This window comes from Pedobacter gandavensis (assembly GCF_014172405.1).
GTDB lineage: Bacteria > Bacteroidota > Bacteroidia > Sphingobacteriales > Sphingobacteriaceae > Pedobacter > Pedobacter gandavensis.
Map to the genome: position 1 here is coordinate 294,453 of NZ_WNXC01000003.1, position 22,790 is coordinate 317,242.

General features: G+C 39.5%; 20 protein-coding genes. 7 read left to right on the forward strand and 13 right to left on the reverse strand.

Going from position 1 to position 22,790, the window contains the following annotated elements; translation table 11 throughout:
* Nucleotides 1–321: 321 nt before the first annotated feature.
* From GM920_RS11450 to sucD, 3 genes are all read right to left on the reverse strand, one after another.
* Nucleotides 322–819 carry a septal ring lytic transglycosylase RlpA family protein gene (locus GM920_RS11450; protein WP_235964504.1) on the reverse strand — a complete coding sequence of 166 codons (498 nt, stop codon included), beginning with the start codon at nucleotides 817–819 and terminating at the stop codon, nucleotides 322–324.
* Nucleotides 820–829: 10 nt separating this feature from the next.
* A complete protein-coding gene (locus GM920_RS11455) occupies nucleotides 830–1,315 on the reverse strand; it encodes a methionine-R-sulfoxide reductase (RefSeq protein ID WP_182957583.1) in 486 nt (161 codons plus the stop codon).
* A 141-nt stretch (nucleotides 1,316–1,456) separates the two neighbouring features.
* Nucleotides 1,457–2,329, reverse strand: a complete 873-nt coding sequence (gene sucD, locus GM920_RS11460) for a succinate--CoA ligase subunit alpha (protein ID WP_182957212.1) — start codon at nucleotides 2,327–2,329, stop codon at nucleotides 1,457–1,459.
* Between the two features lie 238 nt (nucleotides 2,330–2,567).
* Here sucD and GM920_RS11465 point away from each other — a divergent pair, with 238 nt between their 5' ends.
* Entirely contained in the window at nucleotides 2,568–2,999 is a 432-nt protein-coding gene (locus GM920_RS11465) for a hypothetical protein (RefSeq protein ID WP_182957214.1), read from the forward strand.
* Between the two features lie 195 nt (nucleotides 3,000–3,194).
* Here GM920_RS11465 and GM920_RS11470 read toward each other — a convergent pair whose 3' ends face one another.
* Entirely contained in the window at nucleotides 3,195–4,967 is a 1,773-nt protein-coding gene (locus GM920_RS11470) for an ABC transporter ATP-binding protein (protein WP_182957217.1), read from the reverse strand.
* Nucleotide 4,968: 1 nt separating this feature from the next.
* Nucleotides 4,969–5,736 (reverse strand): tRNA pseudouridine(38-40) synthase TruA, encoded by a 768-nt coding sequence (gene truA / locus GM920_RS11475; protein WP_235964505.1) that lies wholly within the window; start codon nucleotides 5,734–5,736, stop codon nucleotides 4,969–4,971.
* 84 nt (nucleotides 5,737–5,820) lie between these two features.
* On the opposite strand from truA, the gene GM920_RS11480 reads away from it, so the two are divergent.
* Both GM920_RS11480 and GM920_RS11485 read left to right on the forward strand, forming a co-directional pair.
* Nucleotides 5,821–6,282 (forward strand): DUF4293 domain-containing protein, encoded by a 462-nt coding sequence (locus GM920_RS11480; RefSeq protein WP_182957223.1) that lies wholly within the window; start codon nucleotides 5,821–5,823, stop codon nucleotides 6,280–6,282.
* A gap of 84 nt (nucleotides 6,283–6,366) precedes the next feature.
* Nucleotides 6,367–8,274, forward strand: coding sequence for a DEAD/DEAH box helicase (locus GM920_RS11485; protein ID WP_182957226.1), 1,908 nt, complete (start codon nucleotides 6,367–6,369; stop codon nucleotides 8,272–8,274).
* Between the two features lie 81 nt (nucleotides 8,275–8,355).
* Here GM920_RS11485 and GM920_RS11490 read toward each other — a convergent pair whose 3' ends face one another.
* The 4 genes from GM920_RS11490 to GM920_RS11505 form a co-directional block, all read right to left on the reverse strand.
* Nucleotides 8,356–8,679, reverse strand: coding sequence for a hypothetical protein (locus GM920_RS11490; protein ID WP_182957229.1), 324 nt, complete (start codon nucleotides 8,677–8,679; stop codon nucleotides 8,356–8,358).
* Between the two features lie 51 nt (nucleotides 8,680–8,730).
* Nucleotides 8,731–9,729, reverse strand: coding sequence for an NAD(P)H-dependent glycerol-3-phosphate dehydrogenase (locus GM920_RS11495; RefSeq protein ID WP_182957231.1), 999 nt, complete (start codon nucleotides 9,727–9,729; stop codon nucleotides 8,731–8,733).
* A 75-nt stretch (nucleotides 9,730–9,804) separates the two neighbouring features.
* Entirely contained in the window at nucleotides 9,805–11,151 is a 1,347-nt protein-coding gene (locus tag GM920_RS11500; protein WP_182957234.1) for an efflux RND transporter periplasmic adaptor subunit, read from the reverse strand.
* Nucleotides 11,152–11,195: 44 nt separating this feature from the next.
* Nucleotides 11,196–12,650 carry a TolC family protein gene (locus GM920_RS11505; protein WP_182957236.1) on the reverse strand — a complete coding sequence of 485 codons (1,455 nt, stop codon included), beginning with the start codon at nucleotides 12,648–12,650 and terminating at the stop codon, nucleotides 11,196–11,198.
* 85 nt (nucleotides 12,651–12,735) lie between these two features.
* On the opposite strand from GM920_RS11505, the gene GM920_RS11510 reads away from it, so the two are divergent.
* Nucleotides 12,736–13,353 carry a polysaccharide deacetylase family protein gene (locus GM920_RS11510; protein ID WP_182957238.1) on the forward strand — a complete coding sequence of 206 codons (618 nt, stop codon included), beginning with the start codon at nucleotides 12,736–12,738 and terminating at the stop codon, nucleotides 13,351–13,353.
* 276 nt (nucleotides 13,354–13,629) lie between these two features.
* Nucleotides 13,630–15,906, forward strand: a complete 2,277-nt coding sequence (locus tag GM920_RS11515) for an aconitate hydratase (protein ID WP_182957241.1) — start codon at nucleotides 13,630–13,632, stop codon at nucleotides 15,904–15,906.
* A 171-nt stretch (nucleotides 15,907–16,077) separates the two neighbouring features.
* Here the strand turns inward: GM920_RS11515 and GM920_RS11520 are convergent, their stop codons facing one another.
* Together GM920_RS11520 and GM920_RS11525 are read right to left on the reverse strand one after the other, a co-directional pair.
* Nucleotides 16,078–17,415: a GH1 family beta-glucosidase gene (locus GM920_RS11520; RefSeq protein ID WP_182957242.1), complete on the reverse strand. Its 1,338-nt coding sequence runs from the start codon at nucleotides 17,413–17,415 to the stop codon at nucleotides 16,078–16,080.
* Between the two features lie 103 nt (nucleotides 17,416–17,518).
* The gene (locus tag GM920_RS11525) at nucleotides 17,519–19,333 is read right to left on the reverse strand and encodes a MutS-related protein (protein WP_182957244.1); all 1,815 of its coding nucleotides are present in this window, start codon (nucleotides 19,331–19,333) and stop codon (nucleotides 17,519–17,521) included.
* A gap of 130 nt (nucleotides 19,334–19,463) precedes the next feature.
* On the opposite strand from GM920_RS11525, the gene rlmH reads away from it, so the two are divergent.
* The gene (gene rlmH, locus GM920_RS11530) at nucleotides 19,464–19,937 is read left to right on the forward strand and encodes a 23S rRNA (pseudouridine(1915)-N(3))-methyltransferase RlmH (protein ID WP_182957246.1); all 474 of its coding nucleotides are present in this window, start codon (nucleotides 19,464–19,466) and stop codon (nucleotides 19,935–19,937) included.
* Nucleotides 19,938–20,269: 332 nt separating this feature from the next.
* Here the strand turns inward: rlmH and GM920_RS11535 are convergent, their stop codons facing one another.
* Entirely contained in the window at nucleotides 20,270–20,809 is a 540-nt protein-coding gene (locus tag GM920_RS11535) for a DUF5606 family protein (protein WP_182957248.1), read from the reverse strand.
* 26 nt (nucleotides 20,810–20,835) lie between these two features.
* The gene (locus tag GM920_RS11540) at nucleotides 20,836–21,297 is read right to left on the reverse strand and encodes a peptidylprolyl isomerase (RefSeq protein WP_062550399.1); all 462 of its coding nucleotides are present in this window, start codon (nucleotides 21,295–21,297) and stop codon (nucleotides 20,836–20,838) included.
* 200 nt (nucleotides 21,298–21,497) lie between these two features.
* On the opposite strand from GM920_RS11540, the gene GM920_RS11545 reads away from it, so the two are divergent.
* Nucleotides 21,498–22,724: an asparagine synthetase B gene (locus GM920_RS11545; RefSeq protein WP_235964506.1), complete on the forward strand. Its 1,227-nt coding sequence runs from the start codon at nucleotides 21,498–21,500 to the stop codon at nucleotides 22,722–22,724.
* Nucleotides 22,725–22,790 lie beyond the last annotated feature (66 nt).

Below are 22,790 nucleotides of genomic sequence, written 5' to 3' on the forward strand. Positions count from 1 at the left end.
CCAGATAATCCATACTTAGTTAAAGAAAGATGAAAAAGAAAAATAATCCTAACAACCTTAAACTACTAAATATTAAACATTTAACTGAAAATTCGGATGTGATTCACTAAAGAACTCTGCGTTAACAAATATAAAGTTTGGCGCTAGGATTTGGTTACAATAGTTGTTAACAAGCGGTCATATTTATCAACACGCGGAGAAGAAATTGACACACTAATTACCTTGAATTTTGATTTTAATTTCTTTTTATCGATTAATAAGTTAGCTGACTATGTTAATAAATAGACCTGAACTTATTTCAATCGGGAGATTTTACTTGCTTTATTCTGAGTACAACTGATAGCTGATTTCTACTTTTGAATGTCCTTTGCTGTAAAAGCCTAATTTTTTGGCTGCGCCGGCGGAAAGATCGATGATGTATTTTTTACTGTGAGGACCTCTGTCGTTGACCTTCACATCTACAGTTTTACCGTTAGATAGGTTTTTTACTGTGACAATTGTACCGAAGGGTAAGGAAAGGTGGGCTGCTGTCATTTTATGTGCCCGGTACCTGGTACCACTGGTGGTACGGCGTCCTTCAAATCTCCTGGCATAATACGTAGCATAACCTGTTTTTGTGCGTACCGTTGTATCCGCTTTTATTGTTTCGTTGGGGTTATCTACCTCGGCAGAAATGCCTGTGAAAGACAACATCAAACATAAAAATAAGCAATACTTCATATTTACAATTGTTGGTGAAGCGACAAACATAAGCAAACTCTTTCCGGATAAACAAGAAATGCCCAGCAAGTTATCACTGAGCATTATAGTAATTTCCAAAAAAATTCGATTATTTCTTATCAGGAACAAAGGCCATAGAAATTGAGTTCACACAGTTCCTGGTATTTTTGCTGGTGAAGCCTTCGCCAATAAACACGTGACCTAAATGTGCCTTACAATTTGCACATACAATTTCGGTACGCATTCCATCTGCATCAGGAATTCGCTCTACCGCTCCTTTGATTTCATCATCAAAACTTGGCCAGCCACATTCTGATTCAAATTTATTCTCCGACCGGAACAAAGGGGCACCACAACGCCTACATACATAGGTTCCTTTTTCTTTATTATTCAGCAGTTTTCCAGTCCCCGGATATTCCGTTCCTTTACGAACGATCACATCTTCTTCTTCTTTGGTTAATTTGTTCCACTCCATAGGATTTTTGCTTGTTTTTGGGAATACTTGTTCTTTTTTATCTTTTTGCGCGCAGGCGGCTAAGCTAGTGATCACTAACAAGCCTGCCAATATAAATGTTTTATTGATCAGGGCTTTCATATGCATCTCCTCTATTTTATACAATATACGGCTAAATGCATTTTAAAGTTTTCCTTTAATGCCATAATACGGTCATTGTTAAATAAAAAAAGCTCCGATGAAAAATTCACCAGAGCTTTTGATTTATACAAGAAGATCTTATTATTTCTTCAATAAAGCAGCCATTGCTTCACCGATTTCAGCAGGACTTTCTACTACACGGATACCGCATTCAGCCATAATTTTCATCTTTGCAGCAGCAGTGTCATCTTCACCACCAACGATTGCACCAGCATGCCCCATTCTACGTCCCGGAGGCGCAGTTTGACCAGCGATGAAACCAACAACAGGCTTAGTACCATGTTCTTTGATCCATAGCGCAGCTTCAGCTTCCATACCACCACCAATTTCACCAATCATGATGATACCTTCAGTTTCTGGATCGTTCATTAACAATTCAACCGCTTCTTTAGTAGTTGTTCCGATGATTGGGTCACCACCGATACCAATAGCAGTAGTAATACCTAAACCTGCTTTCACTACCTGGTCAACTGCTTCATAAGTTAAAGTACCAGATTTTGAAACCACACCTACTGTACCTTTTTTGAAGATAAAGCCTGGCATGATACCGATTTTTGCCTCATCAGCGGTAATGATACCTGGACAGTTTGGACCGATTAAACGGCAATCTCTGTCAGAAATATATTCTTTTACCTGAATCATATCCTTTGTAGGGATACCTTCAGTAATACAAACGATCACTTTAATACCTGCTTCAGCAGCTTCCATAATGGCATCTGCAGCGAAAGCTGGCGGAACAAAAATGATAGATACATTAGCACCGGCTTTATCAACCGCATCCTTTACCGTATTAAATACGGGCCTTTCCAAATGAGTCTGGCCACCTTTGCCTGGGGTTACACCACCAACAACGTTAGTTCCGTAATCTATCATTTGAGAGGCATGATAAGTACCCTCATTTCCAGTAAAACCCTGAACAATAACTTTTGAATCCTTATTTACTAAAACACTCATGTATCTAATTTTTTTTGTGCAAATCTAAGCTAATTGAAATGGATTGTCAAATTCATTACCATATTTATTACAATCGTTTTTGATTTTATCTGACAATCTATTTTCTTTTCTTTTGAAACATCAAATAAACAACATTTCATAGCTAATAAACGACAATTAATCCCAGAAACTCATCATTGTCACAAATTTTTTGTTAGTCATCACAATTACCCCTTTCTTTACAAAAAACAATCAGTTCATGAAGCCACTTAGTATCATTTTCAAAATCACAAACATCGGAAATGGAAAATTCCAGACCAGCAAAAACGAAGTAAGCAACCTGATTGTCGACCTGATCAATAGAAATCCCACGCAGCCTTCTTCTATCTTAAGGCAACTGGCCATTAAAGAATTCCAAGAGGCACCTGCAGCAAAAAAGGTATTGACCAGCAATGCATATTTTTTCATTGACCGGATCAGTGATGTAGAAATTGCGATTACCTATTTACCTCAGGAAAAAGAGCTTGCAGAGCAATTTTACACCCAATGGAGATTTGTGCAATGTTCAGAACCCTACAGGCTCATCCAATACTTAGACGAGAATAAAGTAGTGGTATACAGCGAGAGGACAAAAGTAATCCATACCATTAAACTGGATAAGACCATTAGTGTGGTCGTAAACGAAGATTAACAACGCTTCAAAAACGCCTGAATGATCGCTCGTACTCCTCAGCCTTATCGGTAATTTTATAAAGCTCTGCTCAACCCTTTAGGGGCTTCCCCTTGGGCACCAAAGCGAACCAGGGGCCTAGATGAGCCCTAGCAAGGCCCTAGCAATGCTGCTGCACCCTACTTCAGAATAGAACCTATTACATTTTATTTCAACTTAAGCGGATACAATTCCGCCGGAGTTGAATTGAAGATCGTACAGGCGTTTATAATAGCCATCTAATTTCAATAATTCCTGATGCGTTCCCATCTCTTTAATCTCCCCTTTATCCAGCACCAGAATCTGATCTGCTTTTTGGATGGTAGACAAACGATGCGCAATCACGATAGAAGTTCTTCCTTTCATCAGGTTCTCTATGGCGCGCTGGATCAGCATTTCTGTTTCTGTATCTACAGAAGAGGTGGCTTCATCCAACACCAAAATTGAGGGGTTATAAACTAATGCGCGGATAAATGAAATCAATTGTGCTTGTCCGGCAGAAAGCGTTGCTCCCCTTTCCATTACATTATATTGATAACCACCTGGCAGTCGTTCGATGAAATCATGGGCGCCTACTTTTTTAGCTGCATCAATCACTTCATCCATTCCGATTTCGGGATTGTTTAAAGTGATGTTGTTAAAGATCGTATCGGAAAACAGGAAGACATCCTGTAATACCGTAGCAATATTCTTCCTTAGGAAATCCAGTTTATAATCCTGAATCCTTCTCCCATCAATTTTAATTTCGCCTTTTTGAATCTCATAAAACCGATTCAGAATATTAATCGTAGAAGATTTTCCAGCACCGGTAGCCCCCACAAGTGCAATGGTTTTTCCTGCTTTTACTTCAAAAGAGATGTCTTTCAACACATAGTTTTCATCCGTATAGGCAAACCACACCTTTTCAAAAGAAATAGCTCCAGACATTTTTGCTGGTGCATAAGTCCCTTTGTCCTCGGTTACTTCATCTGTATCTAAAACTTTAAATACCCTCTCTGCACCTACCATTCCCATTTGCAGGGTATTGAATTTATCAGCAAGCTCTCTGATCGGGCGGAACAACATACTTATATACAGAATAAATTCCGCAATGGTACCCGGAGTGACATCCATTGGTTTCGCCAAAATACTCTTAGAGCCATACCAAACGAGTAAACCTAATGACATGGCGGAAATGATCTCCACCACTGGAAAAAATATAGAATAATACCAGTTAGAACGAATGTTGGCATCACGGTAACGTGCATTAATCTTAATGAATTTTTTATACTCTTGTTGTTCTCTGGCAAAATACTGGATGATAGAAACACCGGAAATGTGCTCTTGCAAATACGTATTCAGGTTTGAAACTTCTGTTCTGATTTCTTGAAATGCAGATTTGATTGCTTTTTGAAAAACTGAAGTTGCAATCATCAGCAAAGGCATCGGTAGCAGCACCACAAAAGTAAGCGACCAGTCCCTGTAAATCATGACAGCAATAATTACGATCACCATCAGGATATCGCCAATGATGACAATTAATCCTTCGGAAAAAATCTCAGCAATGGTTTCCAGGTCGGATACCGTACGGGTGATGAGCTGTCCGATTGGGGTATTGTCGAAATATTTTAACCGCAATTTAGTAATGTGGTTGAACACATTGATCCTTAAATCTCGGATCGCCGATTGCCCCAATGTATTTGTCAGTAGCGTTTGGGAAAACTGAATCCCAGCCTGTACCACCAGCAACACCAACATCAGAATGGTCATATTGAGCAAACCACCGTACTCCCCTTTCATGATGTAATGGTCTAGGGTATATTGGATCAGAAAAGGTCTTGCCGGCGCAATTAAGGCTAGTAATATCGTGAGTATAATTGCCCAGATAAAGATATTGCGGTAAGGTTTTACATATTGAAAAACTCTTTTCAACAGGCCAACATTTAACGCATCACCACTTATTTTAGACATATCAATAGGTTACATAAGGATAAACAACACTGACGAGGTATAAGCCACAGGCAGGAACCGACTGCCCGGCATTACTTCTACTTTTTTGTTCCATAATTTCCTGAAAATCTTGCTTGTTAATTTCTTTCTTTCCCACTCTGATTAAAGTACCAACTACTGCACGCACCATATTTCGGAGAAAACGATCTGCAGAAATGGTAAATTTCAGTCCCCCTGGTATTTCTTCAAAATAAGCAGCAGTTACTTTACAATTGTTGGTAAAGGTTTGGGTATTCGATTTACTGAAGCAAGAAAAATCAGTATGTTCCAGAATCAGCTTTGCGGCATCATTCATAGCAGCAACATCCAATTCGCCTTTAAACAACCAGGAACGATCCAATTTAAACGGATCTTTATGAAAATGGAGGTAATAATGATAAGCTCTTTGAGTTGCGTCGAAACGGGCATGTGCGTCCGCTGCAACCGCAAAAACCCTTTTAACTGCGATTTGATAAGGCAGTAAAGAATTGATTCCGGCTATGGATTTTTCCACATTGACAGGTTTCTCCGGAAGGATTTCCAGGTCAAAATGAGCAAAAAATTCCGTTGCATGAACGCCTGCATCGGTACGTCCGCAGCCTAAAGAAGCAATCGGCTGTCGGAAATACACGGATAATGCTTTATCCAGTCGTTCCTGTACAGTGATGGCATTCGGTTGGATCTGCCAACCGTGAAATGCGGTCCCGTTATAGGACAGTTCAATAAAATATCGTTGTATGTTCGGTTTCAATAGGGCAAATTTAATCTTTTGAATCAAGATATTGATTGGTAAGTATAGCCCTTTTAATATATTTGTTGAAATTATTGAACTGATATGATACAAAGAGTACAATCTATCTGGCTCCTATTAGCGAGCTTAACTATATTACTTTTATTGTTTGTGCCAATTGTGAACAGCCACCAGCCTGATGGTTCGGAATATTGGGTCCTTGCGACTGGCTTATACTTGAAATCGGATAGTCTTTCCGGAAAAGTAACTTACTTCCAACCTTTATTTCTAAATACAGTGGCGGTATGTATGTTGTTATTTGCGACGATATTCACTTTTAAAAAGAGATCGGGACAAAAGCGATTAATTATTTTCGCGATGATTTCGACGCTTTTTTTGGGCTTCTGGATCTTCGATGCAGCTAAAAATATACCTGGTGGAATTGCTTCGGTAAACCTAGGTGTTGGTGCATTCCTTCCCCTTATCAGCCTAATATTTTGCGCATTAGCACTCCGTGGAATCCAAAAAGATGAGCAATTACTGAGGTCTGCCGACAGGCTCCGATAATTAATTACCTGATTATTATTTGGTTACACACCTGTGAAATGCCAATAATTAACTGTATCTTTGCGGCTTAATTAATATATATACATGATAAACCCATTTAAATTATTGGGGATAAGTGATGACGTTGTTAATGCTGTAAAGGATTTAGGTTTCGAAAATCCAACACCTATTCAGGAACAAAGTATTCCTGTACTGTTAGAGGGCAATAACGATTTTGTTGGTTTGGCCCAAACAGGAACAGGGAAAACAGCCGCATTCGGCTTGCCGCTGTTAGAATTGATAGACTTTAAAAGCAATAAGCCTCAGGCATTGATTTTATGCCCTACGAGAGAGCTTTGCTTGCAGATTACTAATGACATCAAGAATTTCTCAAAAAACATCTCTGGTGCTAGTGTAGTTGCCGTTTACGGTGGCGCTAACATTATGCAACAGTTGCGTGAGATTAGAAACGGTGTACAAATTGTTGTGGCTACACCTGGTCGTATGTTGGACATTATTGGCAGAAAAGCTATTGATTTCACGAATGTGAAATACGTAGTTTTAGATGAAGCTGATGAGATGTTGAACATGGGTTTCCAGGAAGACATCAACGACATTTTGTCTACCACTCCTGACGACAAAAAAACTTGGTTATTCTCCGCTACTATGCCTCCTGAGGTTAGAAGAATAGCGAAAAACTACATGGACTCTCCAGTAGAGTTAACCATGGGTACCAAAAACACAGGTAACGTAAATATTGAGCACGAGTACTATATTGTACGTGCTAGAGATAAATACGCTGCTTTAAAACGTATCGTAGATTTTAACCCTGAGATCTTTGCGGTAGTGTTCTGTAAAACCAAAATGGATACACAGGACGTTGCTGAGCACTTGATCAAAGATGGTTACAATGCGGATGCTTTACACGGAGATTTATCTCAACAACAACGTGATAAAGTAATGCAGCGTTTCCGTGAACGTAACATGCAATTGTTAATTGCTACTGACGTTGCGGCACGTGGTATTGATGTTCAGAACGTGACACACGTAATCAACTATTCATTACCTGACGAAATTGAAAGTTACACCCACCGTTCTGGTCGTACTGGCCGTGCTGGTAAAACAGGTGTTTCTATCTGTATCGTTAACTCTAAAGAACTTGGAAAAATCCGTCAGATTGAAAGAATCATTGGTAAGCAATTTACTAAAGCTTCTTTACCTACAGGTTTTGACGTTTGTGAGAAGCAATTATTTGCTTTGGTACACAAGGTTCACAATGTAGAGGTTAACGAATCACAAATTGAGCAATACATCCCTAGAATTATGGATGAGTTCGCTGAATTGAGCAAAGAAGAAGTGATCAAACGTTTTGCATCTTTAGAGTTTAACCGCTTTTTAGAGTACTACAAAAACGCTCCAGATCTGAATTCTTCGGCTGATGATCGCGGTGAGAGAGGTGAACGTGGCGAGCGCGGTGAAAGAGGTCCTAGAAACAGTGAAGGTTACACACGTTTGTTTATCAACTTAGGTTCGGTAGATGACTTTACAAGAGGTGATTTATTATCTTTTGTTTGTAACAACGGTAAAATCAGTGGAAAAAGCATTGGCAAAATCGACTTAAAAGGTGTGTATTCATTCTTTGAAGTAGAAGATGCAACTGTAGAATCTTTATTCAGTAACTTCAAAGGTGTTGAATTCAACAACCGTGGTGTTAGAATCGAGAAAACTGCTGATGGAGACGGTGGCGGCGAACGTCGTGGTGGCGGTGAGCGTCGTGGCGGATTCGGTGGCGGTGGCAGACGCGAAGGCGGAAGTTACGGTGGCGGAAGAAGCGGCGGTGGCGATAGAAGAAGCAGCGGTGGTGGCGGCAGACGCGAAGGCGGAAGCGGCGGCGGTGGTTTCAGAGATTTCTCTGGAAGAAGTCGTGACGATCGTGGTGGAAGCGCTGGTGGTGCAGGCAGACGCGAAGGCGGAAGCGGTGCTGGTAGCGGCGACAGAAGACGTAGATCTTAATCCCATATCATACGAAAAAGGCGGTTTCTATATAGAAACCGCCTTTTTTTTTGAACAGGTTTTTCAACCTTTATCTTTAGCCTATTTGTGTTTCTTTTCAGGTCTGTTTCTGATTTGTGATTCTTTCAGATAAATCCTATTTCCTTTTTTATTAATATAGTATTTTTTGTTTTCACCATTGATGTATACATCAGTACCATCTGGTGCTATCTTTCCTTTGTAGGTCTTATCTGCAACCTTTGAAGCTCCTTTTACAGCTACCTCTGCTGTTTTATTACCTACTTTTTTTGCGGTTTTACCAATGGCCTGTCCAACGGATTCCTTTTTTTCCTGTGCCCCGGCATTAAACGCGAATGCAGTGAAGCATGCCAATGCAAACCCGGCAACTAAAATTTGTTTTCTCATAGCGCTATATAGTTGTTATAAACTGATAACAAGCGTTTTGAAAAATTGTTTTTAATTGAGATGTTCAGTCAGTAAGGCCATTTCCTGCTGTGGAGAATGCTGTTCATAAAGAATCGCATATACTGCCCTGCTGATTGGCATATCCACTTTATACTTTAGGTTGATGTGGTGCATACATTTCACCGCATAGTAACCTTCAGCAACCATGTTCATTTCCAGCTGCGCTGACTTAACGGTATATCCTTTCCCTACCATATTCCCAAAAGTCCGGTTTCTACTGAACTGTGAATAGGCCGTGACTAATAAATCACCCAGATAGGCAGATTCTTTAATATCACGATCTATAGGATGTACGGCATCTACAAACCTTTTGATCTCTCTGATCGCATTAGAGATCAATACAGCCTGAAAGTTATCCCCATAACCTACGCCATGACATATGCCACTGGCTACTGCATAAATATTTTTCAATACCGCAGCATACTCCGTTCCGAAAATATCGTCAGACACATTGGTTTTGATATATCTATTTCGAAGTAATCCAGCAAAATAGGCAGATAGCTCCTCCTCTAAACAGGCAATCGTCAGGTAAGATAATTTTTCCAGTGCCACTTCTTCTGCATGACAAGGCCCGCTAATCACGACGATATCCTTCAATGGCACCTGATATTTCTGTTGCAAGAATTCCCCTATAATCTGATTCTCATCCGGAACAATCCCTTTGATGGCAGAAATCACCTTCTTTCCTTTTAAAAGTTCTGGTGTAACCTCTTTCAGCGTTTCTTTTAAAAATGCCGCAGGTACGTTTAAAATGATATAATCTGATTGTTGAATGATATGTACGATATCATTTGAGATATGACTATCCGGAAGTCTGATTTCTACAGAACTCAGGTAGTTTGGATTGTGTTTGTATTTTTTTAAGTGATCGATGGCTTCCTCATTGCGCATCCACCAATAGATTTCTTTTGGTGTCTCATTGTCTGAAAGCATTTTTACAATAGCAGTAGCCCAACTACCCCCACCAATCATTGCAACTTTAGGTATCATACAGTATTAAATAAAAAAACCCCGGTTATTGTTTTAACCGGGGCAATTTACTCATTTAAAAATGATTGAAAAAGTTTACTTTTTATCAGGGTTGACAAACAATTGATCTTTAGTCGTTTTCTCTACTTTCATGCCATCTTTCAGTTTATTCTGAATGGCAGAGTATGGACCAGACACCACTTCTTGTCCAGCTTTAAGACCCGTTTTAATAATGATATACTGATCATCTTGAATTCCGGTAGTTACTGCTACCTTTTTCACGGTTCCATTATTGAAAATATAAACGAATTGTTTAACCGTTTTATCCGTCAATTTAGTTTTCTGTTTATCAGTACTCTCTTCATTGCCACTGGTTTTATCATCGGACTTTTTGCTTTCTGTAAATACCGACTGGATTGGAACGGCCAGGCCTTTTTCCGACTGACTTTGAATATCTACTGTAGCCGATAAACCTGGTCTGAATGGAGAAGGAAGGTCTTTCGCCCCACCTTTAACACCTTCATAAGAATCCGCAAGAATTCTGATTTTCACGACGAAATTGGTTACCTGGTCTACAGAGGTAGTGGTAGATCCTATATCTTTAGAAGAACTGGCGATTTCTGTAACTACTCCTTTGAATTTTTTATCTGCAAAAGCGTCTACTTCAATTTTAGCGCTATCGCCAACATTTACTCTGTTAATGTCGTTCTCATTTACATCTACGTTTACTTCCATAGTTGTCAGGTTGGAGATCCTCATGATTTCCGTTCCTGCCATTTGTGCAGTACCTAAAATACGATCGCCCAACTCTACAGATAATTTCGAGATCACGCCATTAACCGGTGCGTAAATCGTTGCTTTAGCTAGGTTGGCATTAGCTTCCTGCACGTTTGCTCCGGATTGTTCCAATTGGAATTTAGCCGCAGTATAGTCTTCTTTAGACCTGGCAAGGTTTGTTTTTGCAGTTAAGTAAGCAGCTTTAGCGGCGTCAAATTCTGAAGCAGAAATTACTTTCTTTTTGAAAAGTTCTACATTACGTTTATAAGTTGCATCTGCATTTACAAAATTACCTTCATTCTGTTTCATCACCTGCAAGGCAGAAGCCACACTTGCTTTTTGTGAGCTGTAAGAAGCTACGGCTCTATCATAACCCGATTTCAATACATCCGGACGAACTTTAATCAACAACTGGCCTTTTTTAACCACGTCGCCTTCTTTCACTAATAGTTCAGTCACCTCACCGGAAACCTCAGAACTTAATTTCACTTCGGTTTCAGGCTGCACCTTTCCACTGGCTGTTACCGTTTCTGTTACGGTACGTTCTGCAGCTTTCTCGATCGTCACTTTTTCAATCTTCTCACCACCAATAACGCCCGTAAGCTTTAAAATAACTACAACAGCAATCAGGATGCCTAATGTAATGAGTATGGGTTTTAGTTTCATTTGTTTTTGTTTATATATTTATATCAATCGGGTCTTGTGATGGTCTAAAAAACGATCTGTTTTCCCAGGTAGTAATCAATTACTTTGGCTCTGAATATTAAGTCATATTTCGCCTGGATCATGTCGACCTCAGCTTTATTCATATTGGATTGCGAGGTACTGAAATCTAAAGAATTCACCAAGCCAACTGCATAACGTTGTTCAATTACATGAAAGGCATCTTTTTGAGCAAGGAAAGTATTGGTTGTCGCACTTAAACGGCCTTCCGCAGCTTTCAAATCGGCCACAGCCTGATAAATCACTTTGTTCAGGTTATTTTTTGCCAATTGCTCGGTAGCAAGGCTTTGTAAATGGCTAATCTTTGCTTTTCTTACAGATGATCTCGCCTGGAAGCCATTAAAGATTGGTATTTGAAGAGAAACACCAACATATTGACCAAAGTTATCACGAAGCTGATCACCAAAATGATATTTCTCTGTGATATTTCGGTATATCGGTGTATTTACGATCGCACCAGTACCTTCCACTACCCCAACTGGCAACAGTCCAATCACTTCACTAGTACGCGTGGATTGCAGTCTACCACTTGACCAGTTTGTATTCAAACCCGCTCCAAAAGACAGGGTAGGAAAGTAGTTTCCTTTAGCCACCTCAATACTTCTCGCTGCAGCCTCGGCGCGTAAAGTTGCCAGTTTAATATCTGGAAAAAGCTTCATTGAAGACTCATAAATTTCCTCGGCATTGCCATTTGAGGCAGCAGGGGTAATCATATTAGACAATGGCGCCTGGACTTCATATTGTGTTGCAGAAGGCACATCCATCAATTGAGCCAGCGTTAAGTAAGAAATACTAAGCGCATTAACAGCATTAGTCACCGTCAAATCAGCGGTAGCCAATTGAGATTTTGCCTGGGAAAGATCTGCAAGGGTTTTATTCCCTACATCCAATAATTGTTGTTCTCTATCCAACTGTATTTTAGCTACTGATTGTTGCTCTTTTGCGGCCTTTAAGAGGTCTTTGTTGTATAGAATCTGAAGATAACCAGTGACTACTTGTAGAACCAGGTCATTTTTAATTTTTTCGGTATTGGTTTGATCAGCACTTAGCAATAGTTTATTTTGCTTGATCTGATTCAACTTCTGAAAGCCTTGAAAAACATTCACTCCTGCGGATACCCCTCCATTTAAAGAAGAGAACTGGGAGCTATTGAAAGCGTTTGTGGATGGATCCACGCTACGTCCGAAGTTGATATTGTAACTGCTATTACTATTTAAAGTAGGCAGTAAAGCATATTTAGATTGCTTCAAATTCTCTTCAGATAAACTCTCACTAAATTTAGATTGTTTTACTTGAAGGTTGTTATTCAAAGTCTTTTCAATCGCATCCTGAATGGTGATCACTTCCTGCGCATCAGAGTTTTGCACGAAACCTGTAATCAATGCTAATGAAAAAACTAAGCTGAGCTTGGGTAACGCATTAAAAGTGGTAAACTTTCTCATAATTTTAATTTCACAATAATAATATAAACAACTAACTGATTTTGCAAAAAATCAGATACAACAAAGTATTTTTCTACTTTTGGGCATGTATCTGGTTAAATCTCCGTTATTATTGAAATGGTATTATCCATCTCTGGTTTGGCACAAAACCCGAGCTCAAAGTGTTGTTTATTTAACCTTTGACGACGGACCCATACCGGATGTTACAGACTTCGTACTAAAAACTTTAAAAAGCTTCAATGCGAAAGCCACCTTTTTTTGTATTGGTGACAATATTCAAAAGCATCCAGCGATCTTCGATCAGTTGAAAGCGGATGGGCATCGCATCGGCAACCACACCTTTAACCACTTAAAGGGTTGGAAAACGGATGATGAGACTTACCTTGAAAATTTCCGACAATGTCAGAAACTCACCAATACCAATTTATTTCGCCCACCTTACGGCAGGATTAAAAAATCACAAATCGCGAGCCTTCGGGCGGAGTTCCCTGAGCTTGAGATTATCATGTGGGATGTGCTGAGCGGCGATTTCGACGTCCAGCTCGCTCCCGAAAAATGTTACGAGAATGTGATTAAACACACCCGTAACGGGGCCATTATTGTTTTTCATGATAGCCTGAAGGCTTTTGACCGCCTGAAATATACTTTACCTCGTGCTTTACAATATTTCAGCGAACAGGGCTATCATTTTGCAACTTTATAATGCTTGCTCCTTATTAAGCCAAGCTTAGGCCAAGAATAAAATCTGGAGTATTTCGCTGTTTATCTGCAACTTATTAAAGATTTTATTTTTTCTACTGTTCATTACCGAACAGCGTTGTTCATAAATGACCAGTATCGGGTATTGGTCGGATCGCTTTACATTATTTAGAATATGTATAAATAATATAATGATCCACAGATGATGACTAGCACCTGTTTTTTTTCGTAAATTCGCTACAAATAATAAAAATACTTACCCTTTTAACACATATTATCAATGGCTTTTGATATAGAAATGATCAAAAAGGTGTATGCAAACTTTGGCCCCCGTGTAGAGGCGGCTCGTAAATTAGTAGGCAGACCTTTAACACTTTCAGAAAAAATTCTTTACACCCACCTTTGGGATGGTAATACAAATACTTCTTACGTAAGAGGTACTGATTATGTAGATTTTGCTCCTGACCGTGTGGCCATGCAAGATGCTACTGCACAAATGGCTTTATTGCAATTTATGCAAGCGGGAAGACCAAGAGTAGCTGTTCCTTCAACAGTTCATTGCGATCACTTAATTACTGCAAAATATGGTGCTGAGGTCGATTTACCAGCAGCAAATACAGAAAGTAAAGAGGTTTTTGACTTCCTTGCTTCAGTTTCAAACAAATATGGTATTGGCTTCTGGAAACCAGGTGCTGGTATTATTCACCAGGTTGTATTAGAAAACTATGCTTTCCCAGGTGGTATGATGATCGGTACTGACTCTCACACTGTAAACGCAGGTGGTTTAGGTATGGTGGCGATTGGTGTAGGTGGTGCTGATGCATGTGATGTAATGGCAGGCTTACCATGGGAGCTTAAATTCCCTAAATTAATCGGTATCAAATTAACCGGTAAATTGAGTGGATGGGTTTCTGCGAAAGATGTTATCCTTAAAGTTGCGGGTATCCTTACTGTAAAAGGTGGTACTGGTGCAATTGTAGAATATTTTGGTGAAGGTGCCAGCAGCATGAGCTGTACTGGTAAAGGAACCATTTGTAATATGGGTGCTGAAATTGGCGCAACAACCTCTACATTCGGTTATGATGAGAGCATGGAGCGTTATTTACGTGCAACCAACAGAGCAGATGTTGCTGATGCAGCAAATGCAATTAAAGAACATTTAACAGGTGATGCAGAAGTTTATGCAGAGCCGGAAAAATATTTCGACCAGATCATTGAGATCAATTTATCAGAACTTGAGCCTTATTTGAACGGCCCTTTCACTCCGGATTTGGCTACACCAATTTCTAAAATGAAAGAAGTGGCTGCTGCAAACGGATGGCCAATGAAAATTGATGTTGGTTTGATCGGTTCTTGTACGAACTCTTCATATGAAGATATTTCTCGTGCAGTGAGTATCGCGAAACAGGTTGATGAAAAAGGCTTAACAGCAAAATCAGAATACTGTATCAATCCAGGATCTGAGCAAATTCGTTTCACAATTCAACGTGATGGTTTCTTAGACGTATTCGAGAAAATCGGCGCTAAGGTATTCACGAATGCTTGTGGACCATGTATTGGTATGTGGGACAGAGTTGGTGCTGACAAACAAGAGAAAAACACAATTGTTCACTCTTTCAACAGAAACTTTGCGAAACGTGCAGATGGTAACCCAAACACTTTTGCTTTTGTAGGTTCTCCTGAATTGGTAACTGCATTGGCTATCGCTGGTGATTTGAGCTTTAACCCATTAACAGATACATTAACGAATGCGAATGGTGAACAAGTTAAATTAGATCCACCACAAGGATTTGAATTGCCTCCAAGAGGATTTGATGTGGATGATGCAGGTTACCAAGAGCCAGCTGCCGATGGTAGTGGTGTTGAGGTATTGGTTTCTCCAACTTCTCACAGGTTGCAATTGCTTGATCCATTCAAAGCTTGGGAAGGTACAGACCTTAAAGGCTTGAAGTTATTGATCAAAGCAAAAGGCAAGTGTACAACGGATCACATCTCTATGGCTGGTCCATGGTTGAAGTTCCGTGGTCACCTGGATAACATTTCTAACAATATGTTGATCGGTGCGGTGAACTATTTCAACGAGAAAACTGACAACGTTAAGAATGAATTGACAGGCGAATACGGTCCTGTTCCAGCAACTCAACGTGCTTATAAAGCAGCAGGTATCGGTACTATTGTGGTTGGTGATGAAAACTATGGTGAAGGATCTAGTCGTGAGCACGCGGCAATGGAACCTCGTCACTTAGGTGTTCGCGCGGTATTGGTGAAATCTTTTGCCCGTATCCATGAAACCAACCTTAAAAAACAAGGTATGCTTGGTTTGACTTTCGCAAACAAAGAAGACTACGATAAAATTCAGGAAGATGATACTATTGATATCGTTGGATTGACAACTTTCAGTCCTGATGTTCCATTGACATTGGTATTAAACCATGCAGATGGCACTAAAGAAGAAATCGTTGTTAACCATAGCTACAATGCTCAACAGATTGAATGGTTCAAAGCAGGTGGTGCATTAAACATCATCCGTAAGGAAGCAGCAGAGAAAAACGCTTAGTTTTCTAGCTTAATATAAAACGGGCTGGTCATTTCAAATGATCAGCCCGTTTTTTTATATGTTAATTTTATGGTTTTATACTTCTTGGTTGTTATTCATCAAGTTCATGCCCACAGTCTAAACCATGATCGATTTAATACCATGAAAATAAGTTAAGGACAATTTGAGGTTTTAACAAGTTAAGAATTGCTGCCACCAATAGCCAGAATCTTTTATCGTTCTGGTTTGTGTTTTAAAATCATTGTGAACGAGTCCAAACCGGGCATTAAAGCCTTCAGCCCATTCGAAGTTATCCATTAATGTCCAGGCCATATAACCACTGATGTTCAGTCCTTCATTTTTAGCTTTGAGTACAGCCGCCAGATATTCCTGAAAATAAGCGATACGTTCGGGATCATGTACTGCTCCGTCCGTAATTTTATCTGCAAAAGCAGCCCCATTTTCCGTGATCACTATGCTTTTAATCTTTGAATAAGCTGCAAATTGCTTGAGAATTTGATATAGCCCATTTCCATTGATCTCCCAGCCCATCGCTGTATAAGGTACTTTACGGCTTTTGGCTTTTACCTCCCAGGCTTGTATCACCGGAATAAATGCGTTGTATTTAATGGTGAGGGGAAAGTAATTCTGAATTCCGATAAAGTCGAAATCGAAACTTAGGCGTTCAGTATGTCGCCAGGTGGAGTGTTGAATAGAGAATTTCTCCATGACTTCCCAATCGGTGCCAGGATAGCCCATCCCTAAAGTTGGTTCTATAAACAAACGGTTCATCAGGCAGTCTACACGCTGTGCGGCCAGTAAATCGGATTCACTTTGGGTATAGGGGATAACTTCGCAACAGGAAAAACTAGTTCCGATATTGGCATTGCTCACTTCTGCCCTCAATATCCTTCCGCCATCGGCTTGTGCAATAGCCGCATGGTGAACAGCAGAAAAGAAGTTGGTTAGTCCGGTTTTACCGGGCGCATGGATACCCAGCATATAGCCCAAAGAAGTAAAGCCGAAAGGTTCGTTGAGTACGATCCAATTTTTCACTTTATCTCCATAAGTTTTCGCGCAGATATGGACAAAGGCATTAAAGGCGCTATTGATTCCAAAGGCTGTCCAGCCTCCCTCCGCTTCCAATGCTTCAGGAAGGTCCCAATGATATAAGGTGATGTATGGCGTAATCCCCTGTCTCAGGCATTCGTCAATCACTTCATGGTAAAAACGAATACCTTCTTCATTGACCAGGCCTTCCCCGTAAGGTAAAATTCTTGGCCAGGAAATAGAAAAGCGAAACACAGAAAAGCCCAGTAGTTTAACCAATGCAATATCCGTTTTATACTGATGATAAAAATCACAGGCAATGGCTGGTGTATGTCCTTTTTTTATTTTACCTGAACGAAGAGAAAAGGTATCCCAAATGGAGGGTCCTTTACCATAGGTGTCTGCTGCACCTTCTATTTGAGCCGCAGCGGTTGCCACACCCCAGGAAAAATCTGGTCCAAAATCTGATGCTTTAATCATAGTTTTCCTTTAAGAGGTTCTCCGTATTTCCATTGAAACAAGAAATAAATAAGGATTTCAGTTGAAATCCTTATTTAATAAAGGCTAATATGGTGATAAGCTATTAATTTAACGTTAAGCCTATCTGCTTTAATAGTAAAGCGGCATTAAAAGTGGTACAAGGGCCGTGTTTTAATTTATAATCAAAGTTCATTTCTCCTTCATTGATCTGAATGTCAAAATGATAATTTCTAACCTGCTCTGGATAATCGGCAATCATCTCTGAAAGTTGTAAATCATGGGTAGCGAATAAGGCCGGTGTTTTTTGTTCGATTAACTTTTCAATGAAAACCTTAGAGCCAAGGTATTTGTCGCGGCTATTGGTTCCTCTTAGCATTTCATCAATCAATACAAGTGCATTTGAAGAAGTAGCGATGCCATCAAGAATCATTTTCAGCCTGTTCAGCTCTGCTTTAAAGGTAGAGGTCTGATCATTTAAAGAGTCTTTAATGCGCATGTAAGAAAGCAAATTGAAAATGGAAAGTGACATTTTATCTGCGCATACCGGAGCTCCTGCAAAGGCAAGCACCATATTGATACCCACTGTTCTAAGAAATGTGCTTTTTCCGGCCATATTAGAGCCTGTTACAATATCTACTGTTGGTTGGTTGTTTAACTGAAAATCGTTTAACACGCGCGTGCTTTTAGGGATTAGCGGATGTCCAAGTGCCTTGGCCTCTAAATGAAAACTATCTGCCAACACAGGATACGTCCAATCGGGCTGATTATAGGCCAGGGTGGCGCATGAAATCAGTTCTTCAAATTCACTAATACGCGTTAGTCCTTTCAGCACAGGTGTTGAATATTGACTGTGCCATTTACTGAGGTACATGCAGCATTTCAGATCCCATAAAAAGAATAGGTTTAGCAGTGTGCCTAACAGCACATTTAAACGCGCATCGAAGGCCTGAATAATTTTTACCAATTGTTTAATTTGGCCGCTTACAGGCAATCCGTCAGCTTCTTCTGTAAACAGGTTTTTAATGTAGACGCTGTTCCATTTCACTTCTTCCGTCCATTTGATAGTTCCAGAGAAGGATGCTAAAAGGTTTGCCCCACCCGTAAAACCATGATAAACCTGATTGATACTTTTTAAGTTCCAGAACGTTAGTCCAGCGTGAAAAACAGCATACAAGGCAAAGATCTGCCATATCGCTCCGCCAACAATAATCGCAGTTGCCAACAACACCATCGATAGATAAGGAACTACTTTTACATAAGCCTTTAGCAAGGAGTTATTCGTAAAATGTAACTGTTCCGGTAAACTATGGATGAGTTTTCGTTCAATTACGCGCAGCAGTTCTGACTCATGGTTTTGAAGTTCCGCTCTAAAATGGAAAGTCTGATCGATGTGACTAGTCAGCTCTTTAATCGCTTCCTGACGAGCTAAAATAGTCGCCTTATCATTTGGTTGACCCAGGTTTTCAGCCAAAAGATTTAATCCTTTTTCAGTTTTACAACGGTTTATAAATGCGTATAAAGAACCTGCGCCATAAATATCCAGGTCTGAGGCGTAAGGATGTTGTTCGTCTTGATAATGTTCGCCGCTATCATAACCATTCTTTCCGCTTAGGATCTGATTGGCTTCATTCTGATAGACCCATAAAAGCTGTCCGGCATAAGTTAGTTCTCCCTGAACGGCACTTTGCTTCTTTACCAGTACCAGGAACAATAAAAATGGAATCACTAATAGGCCAGTTAACACGGCGTTAAAACCAATATTGATGATCGCCGCAATGATCAGAATCTCTGCGAGAAATAAGCCTAATCTTGAAAAAGAGATGTTGTTGAGTTTCTTTTTAAGGCTCGAAATCCGTGTTTCCTGAGCCGCGATGTTATTTTGGTACTCCTTTAAAATACTATTTTTTGTTTTTACCATTATCTTTGGATGTTCTCTTATTGGATAAATATAGGGAATAGTAACATACACTAAGGAAGGCAAGCGCAGAACAAATCAAAATGCGATGGCAACTGTATGGCTTTCATGAAGATAAAACAAGGTTAAGCGAATGAAAATTACATTACTGGTTGTAGGAAAAACCGAAGACAAATACCTGATCGAAGGGATTGATAAATATCTGAAAAGGCTAAAACATTATATTGGCTTCAACCTGGTTGTGATTCCCGATGTTAAAAACACAAAAAACCTAACGGAAGCACAACAGAAAAGCAAGGAAGCGGAGCTTATTTTGAAGCAGGTAAGTAATTTGGACACCGTGATTCTGATGGATGAGAAAGGAAAAAAATACACTTCGGTTTTATTTTCCAATTACCTGAATAAACAGATGATCGGCAGTGTGCAGCATATTATTTTCATTATTGGCGGTCCTTATGGCTTTGATGATAGTGTATATCAAAGAGCAAATGGTAAGATATCTTTATCTGACATGACGTTTTCTCATCAGATGGTACGCCTTTTCTTTGTAGAGCAATTGTACCGTGCTTTTAGCATTTTAAAAGGAGAACCTTATCACCACGAGTAAATCAAACCGATTTATGGAAATCCAGTTTGTTCATCATCATTATAAAAAGTAGTTATTATGCAATTGCCAAGTGATTTTAAGAGAAAATACAAATACAAAAGCAATCCTAGAAAGGATCGTTTGAATTACATCATTGCGATCATCATCTCCATTGCTGCATTTCTTTATATATGGTTCTATTTGTAGATTTTGTCCAATAGCGCATTCTATTTCAGCTGGAGTAATGGTAGGGTTAGTCCATTACATTTAATATAAATGAACCTATTAAAAAGCAAAAGCCGGATCTGTTAAAGATCCGGCTTTTGTATAACAAATTTCGTTCAATATAAAGACTAAACGCCTTTTTTGCTCGTCATGTTGGCTTTTTTAGCCGGTTGAGCAGTTTTGCTTGGGGCTTTAGCATTAGATGGTTTCGGGCTGGCTTTCACCTTTTTCTCCGATTTATCTTCAATTTTAACACCATCCTGGTCTACTACTGCTTCTGGAGCCGCTTCACTGAAAAGAGGAAGTTCCTTTAACAAGTGGTACCAAGAAACAATTTTCTTCATATCAGAAGTATAAACTTTTTCCTGATCATGACCTGGAGCTACTTCTAAAAAGAAAGCTTTCAAATCTTTTGCATCAGCTTTTGTATCAGGAACATTTCCTTTAGCAGCAACGATATTTGCAAAAACATCCAATAACTTCAAATCGTCATCTTCGCCGTATACGGTAATGTCTTCTAATGACGCCAGTTTAGTTGTAGTAATGTTGGCTACAATTTTAACTTTTTGAGCATCCAGACTTTCTAAAACGTATCCGCCTTTATTTTGTCCTACCAGCTTAAATAGACCTGGTCTTCCAGATACTGCAACGATTCCTCTTAAATTCATAATATTTTGTTTTTGAGAAGTAAGAACTAGTCTTCAATTACTTCTATCCCTATAATCTTATCTCCTTGTTTGATATCGTCAACAATATCAACATTTTCTATTACTTTTCCGAAACAAGTGTGTACTCTATCTAAATGAGCCGTATTATCTCTACTGTGACATACAAAGAATTGTGAACCACCAGTGTTTCTACCAGCATGTGCCATAGACAATACACCACGATCATGGTATTGGTTTTCACCTGTCAACTCACAATCAATTTTGTAACCTGGGCCACCAGTACCTGCTAAATGTGCTTTAGATGGGTCTTTAGAGTTTGGACATCCACCTTGGATTACGAAATTAGGAATTACCCTGTGAAAAGTAACGCCATCATAGAATCCTTCTGAAGCTAATTTCTTAAAGTTAGCAACGGCATTAGGTGCATCCTGATCGTAAAACTGAACAGTCATGTTACCTTTATCTGTTTTTATTATTGCTTTGCTCATGATAATTTTTTGTAAATGCCAAATTTAGTAAATTGAAATGACTCCTGAATATTAATTACTGCTAAAAAAGCCATGGATACTGATTATCGTCTATAAACGTTTATTCAGTACAATAATTTTATTATAGGTTCAAAAAAATTACATTCGCATATACACAGAAAAGTATGTCCCTGAAAAAAGTATACCTCTTGTCATGTTTAATGGTTTTAAGCATAGGCTTAAAGGCTTCTTCTATTCTTGTTTATATGGATGAGGACCAGAAGAACCACCTTAAAGCTTATGGAATTGCATATTGGAGCATCCAACAAAAGGCAGAGGTAAGTTGGTTACTAAACTATCGCGGCGGAAGTTTTCTGCTGCAGTATCATAAAAATATCGAAGATGAGTGTAAAACACGTGGGGTTTCGTATCAAATACTGGCAGATGGCAAGGTAACGGCTATCCTCAACGAGATTAGCGATCCGGAAGTAAATATGGAGGTGGTAAAGTTGGAAAAATCTCCAAAAATCGCAGTGTACTCCCCTAAAAGCAAATTGCCATGGGATGATGCGGTGACGATGGTACTTCGCTATGCGGAAATCCCTTATGAAGTAGTTTATGATGATGAGGTGTTAAAAGATAAGCTTTCGGGTTATGACTGGTTGCATTTACACCATGAAGATTTCACCGGCCAGTATGGGCGTTTCTGGAGTAGTTTTCGCAATGCAGGTTGGTACCGGGAAGATGTTAAAAATCAAGAGGCTACCGCCAAAAGAAATGGTTTTACTAAAGTATCAGAAATGAAACTAGCGGTGGCTAAAAGAATTAAGGAGTTCTGTGCTGGTGGCGGTTTCTTATTCGCTATGTGTTCCGCAACGGACAGCTATGATATTGCTTTGAGTGCCGAAGGTGTAGACATTTGTGAAAGTATGTTTGATGGCGATGCTGCGGATCCACAGGCACAATCAAAATTAGACTACAACAAAACCTTTGCTTTCAAGAATTTCAAATTGGATACCAATCCCAATAATTACGAGTTCTCAGATATTGATGCCACACAGACCAGAACGTTAATCCAGAGCAACGATTTTTTCACGCTTTTTGATTTTTCTGCAAAATGGGATCTGGTTCCTAGTATGCTTACCCAAAACCATGAAAAAGTGATCAAAGGATTTATGGGCCAAACCACATCTTTCCGGAAATCAGTAGTGAAGCCAAACATTACTGTATTGGGAGAAAACAAAGGGGCGGAAGAAGTAAGGTACTTGAATGGGGAAATTGGAAAGGGGCAGTTTACTTTTTATGGTGGTCATGATCCGGAAGATTACCAGCATGCGGTAGGTGATCCGCCAACAGACTTGAATCTACATCCCAATTCACCGGGCTATAGACTCATTCTGAACAATGTGTTGTTTCCTGCGGCAAAAAAGAAACCGCAGAAAACATAAAGCGGTGATTAAAAAACAGAACCCTTGTAAAAAGGAAGATTCATTCCCCCTTTACAAGGCCACGTT

Excerpts from the sequence above, each read along its gene's own strand:
- GM920_RS11455 (WP_182957583.1), bottom strand. The coding sequence starts at position 1,315 with ATGAAAGCCCTGATCAATAAAACATTTATATTGGCAGGCTTGTTAGTG.
- sucD (WP_182957212.1), bottom strand. The coding sequence starts at position 2,329 with ATGAGTGTTTTAGTAAATAAGGATTCAAAAGTTATTGTTCAGGGTTTT.
- GM920_RS11465 (WP_182957214.1), top strand. The coding sequence starts at position 2,568 with ATGAAGCCACTTAGTATCATTTTCAAAATCACAAACATCGGAAATGGA.
- GM920_RS11470 (WP_182957217.1), bottom strand. The coding sequence starts at position 4,967 with ATGTCTAAAATAAGTGGTGATGCGTTAAATGTTGGCCTGTTGAAAAGA.
- GM920_RS11480 (WP_182957223.1), top strand. The coding sequence starts at position 5,821 with ATGATACAAAGAGTACAATCTATCTGGCTCCTATTAGCGAGCTTAACT.
- GM920_RS11485 (WP_182957226.1), top strand. The coding sequence starts at position 6,367 with ATGATAAACCCATTTAAATTATTGGGGATAAGTGATGACGTTGTTAAT.
- GM920_RS11490 (WP_182957229.1), bottom strand. The coding sequence starts at position 8,679 with ATGAGAAAACAAATTTTAGTTGCCGGGTTTGCATTGGCATGCTTCACT.
- GM920_RS11495 (WP_182957231.1), bottom strand. The coding sequence starts at position 9,729 with ATGATACCTAAAGTTGCAATGATTGGTGGGGGTAGTTGGGCTACTGCT.
- GM920_RS11500 (WP_182957234.1), bottom strand. The coding sequence starts at position 11,151 with ATGAAACTAAAACCCATACTCATTACATTAGGCATCCTGATTGCTGTT.
- GM920_RS11505 (WP_182957236.1), bottom strand. The coding sequence starts at position 12,650 with ATGAGAAAGTTTACCACTTTTAATGCGTTACCCAAGCTCAGCTTAGTT.
- GM920_RS11510 (WP_182957238.1), top strand. The coding sequence starts at position 12,736 with ATGTATCTGGTTAAATCTCCGTTATTATTGAAATGGTATTATCCATCT.
- GM920_RS11515 (WP_182957241.1), top strand. The coding sequence starts at position 13,630 with ATGGCTTTTGATATAGAAATGATCAAAAAGGTGTATGCAAACTTTGGC.
- GM920_RS11520 (WP_182957242.1), bottom strand. The coding sequence starts at position 17,415 with ATGATTAAAGCATCAGATTTTGGACCAGATTTTTCCTGGGGTGTGGCA.
- GM920_RS11525 (WP_182957244.1), bottom strand. The coding sequence starts at position 19,333 with ATGGTAAAAACAAAAAATAGTATTTTAAAGGAGTACCAAAATAACATC.
- rlmH (WP_182957246.1), top strand. The coding sequence starts at position 19,464 with ATGAAAATTACATTACTGGTTGTAGGAAAAACCGAAGACAAATACCTG.
- GM920_RS11535 (WP_182957248.1), bottom strand. The coding sequence starts at position 20,809 with ATGAATTTAAGAGGAATCGTTGCAGTATCTGGAAGACCAGGTCTATTT.
- GM920_RS11540 (WP_062550399.1), bottom strand. The coding sequence starts at position 21,297 with ATGAGCAAAGCAATAATAAAAACAGATAAAGGTAACATGACTGTTCAG.
- GM920_RS11545 (WP_235964506.1), top strand. The coding sequence starts at position 21,498 with ATGGTTTTAAGCATAGGCTTAAAGGCTTCTTCTATTCTTGTTTATATG.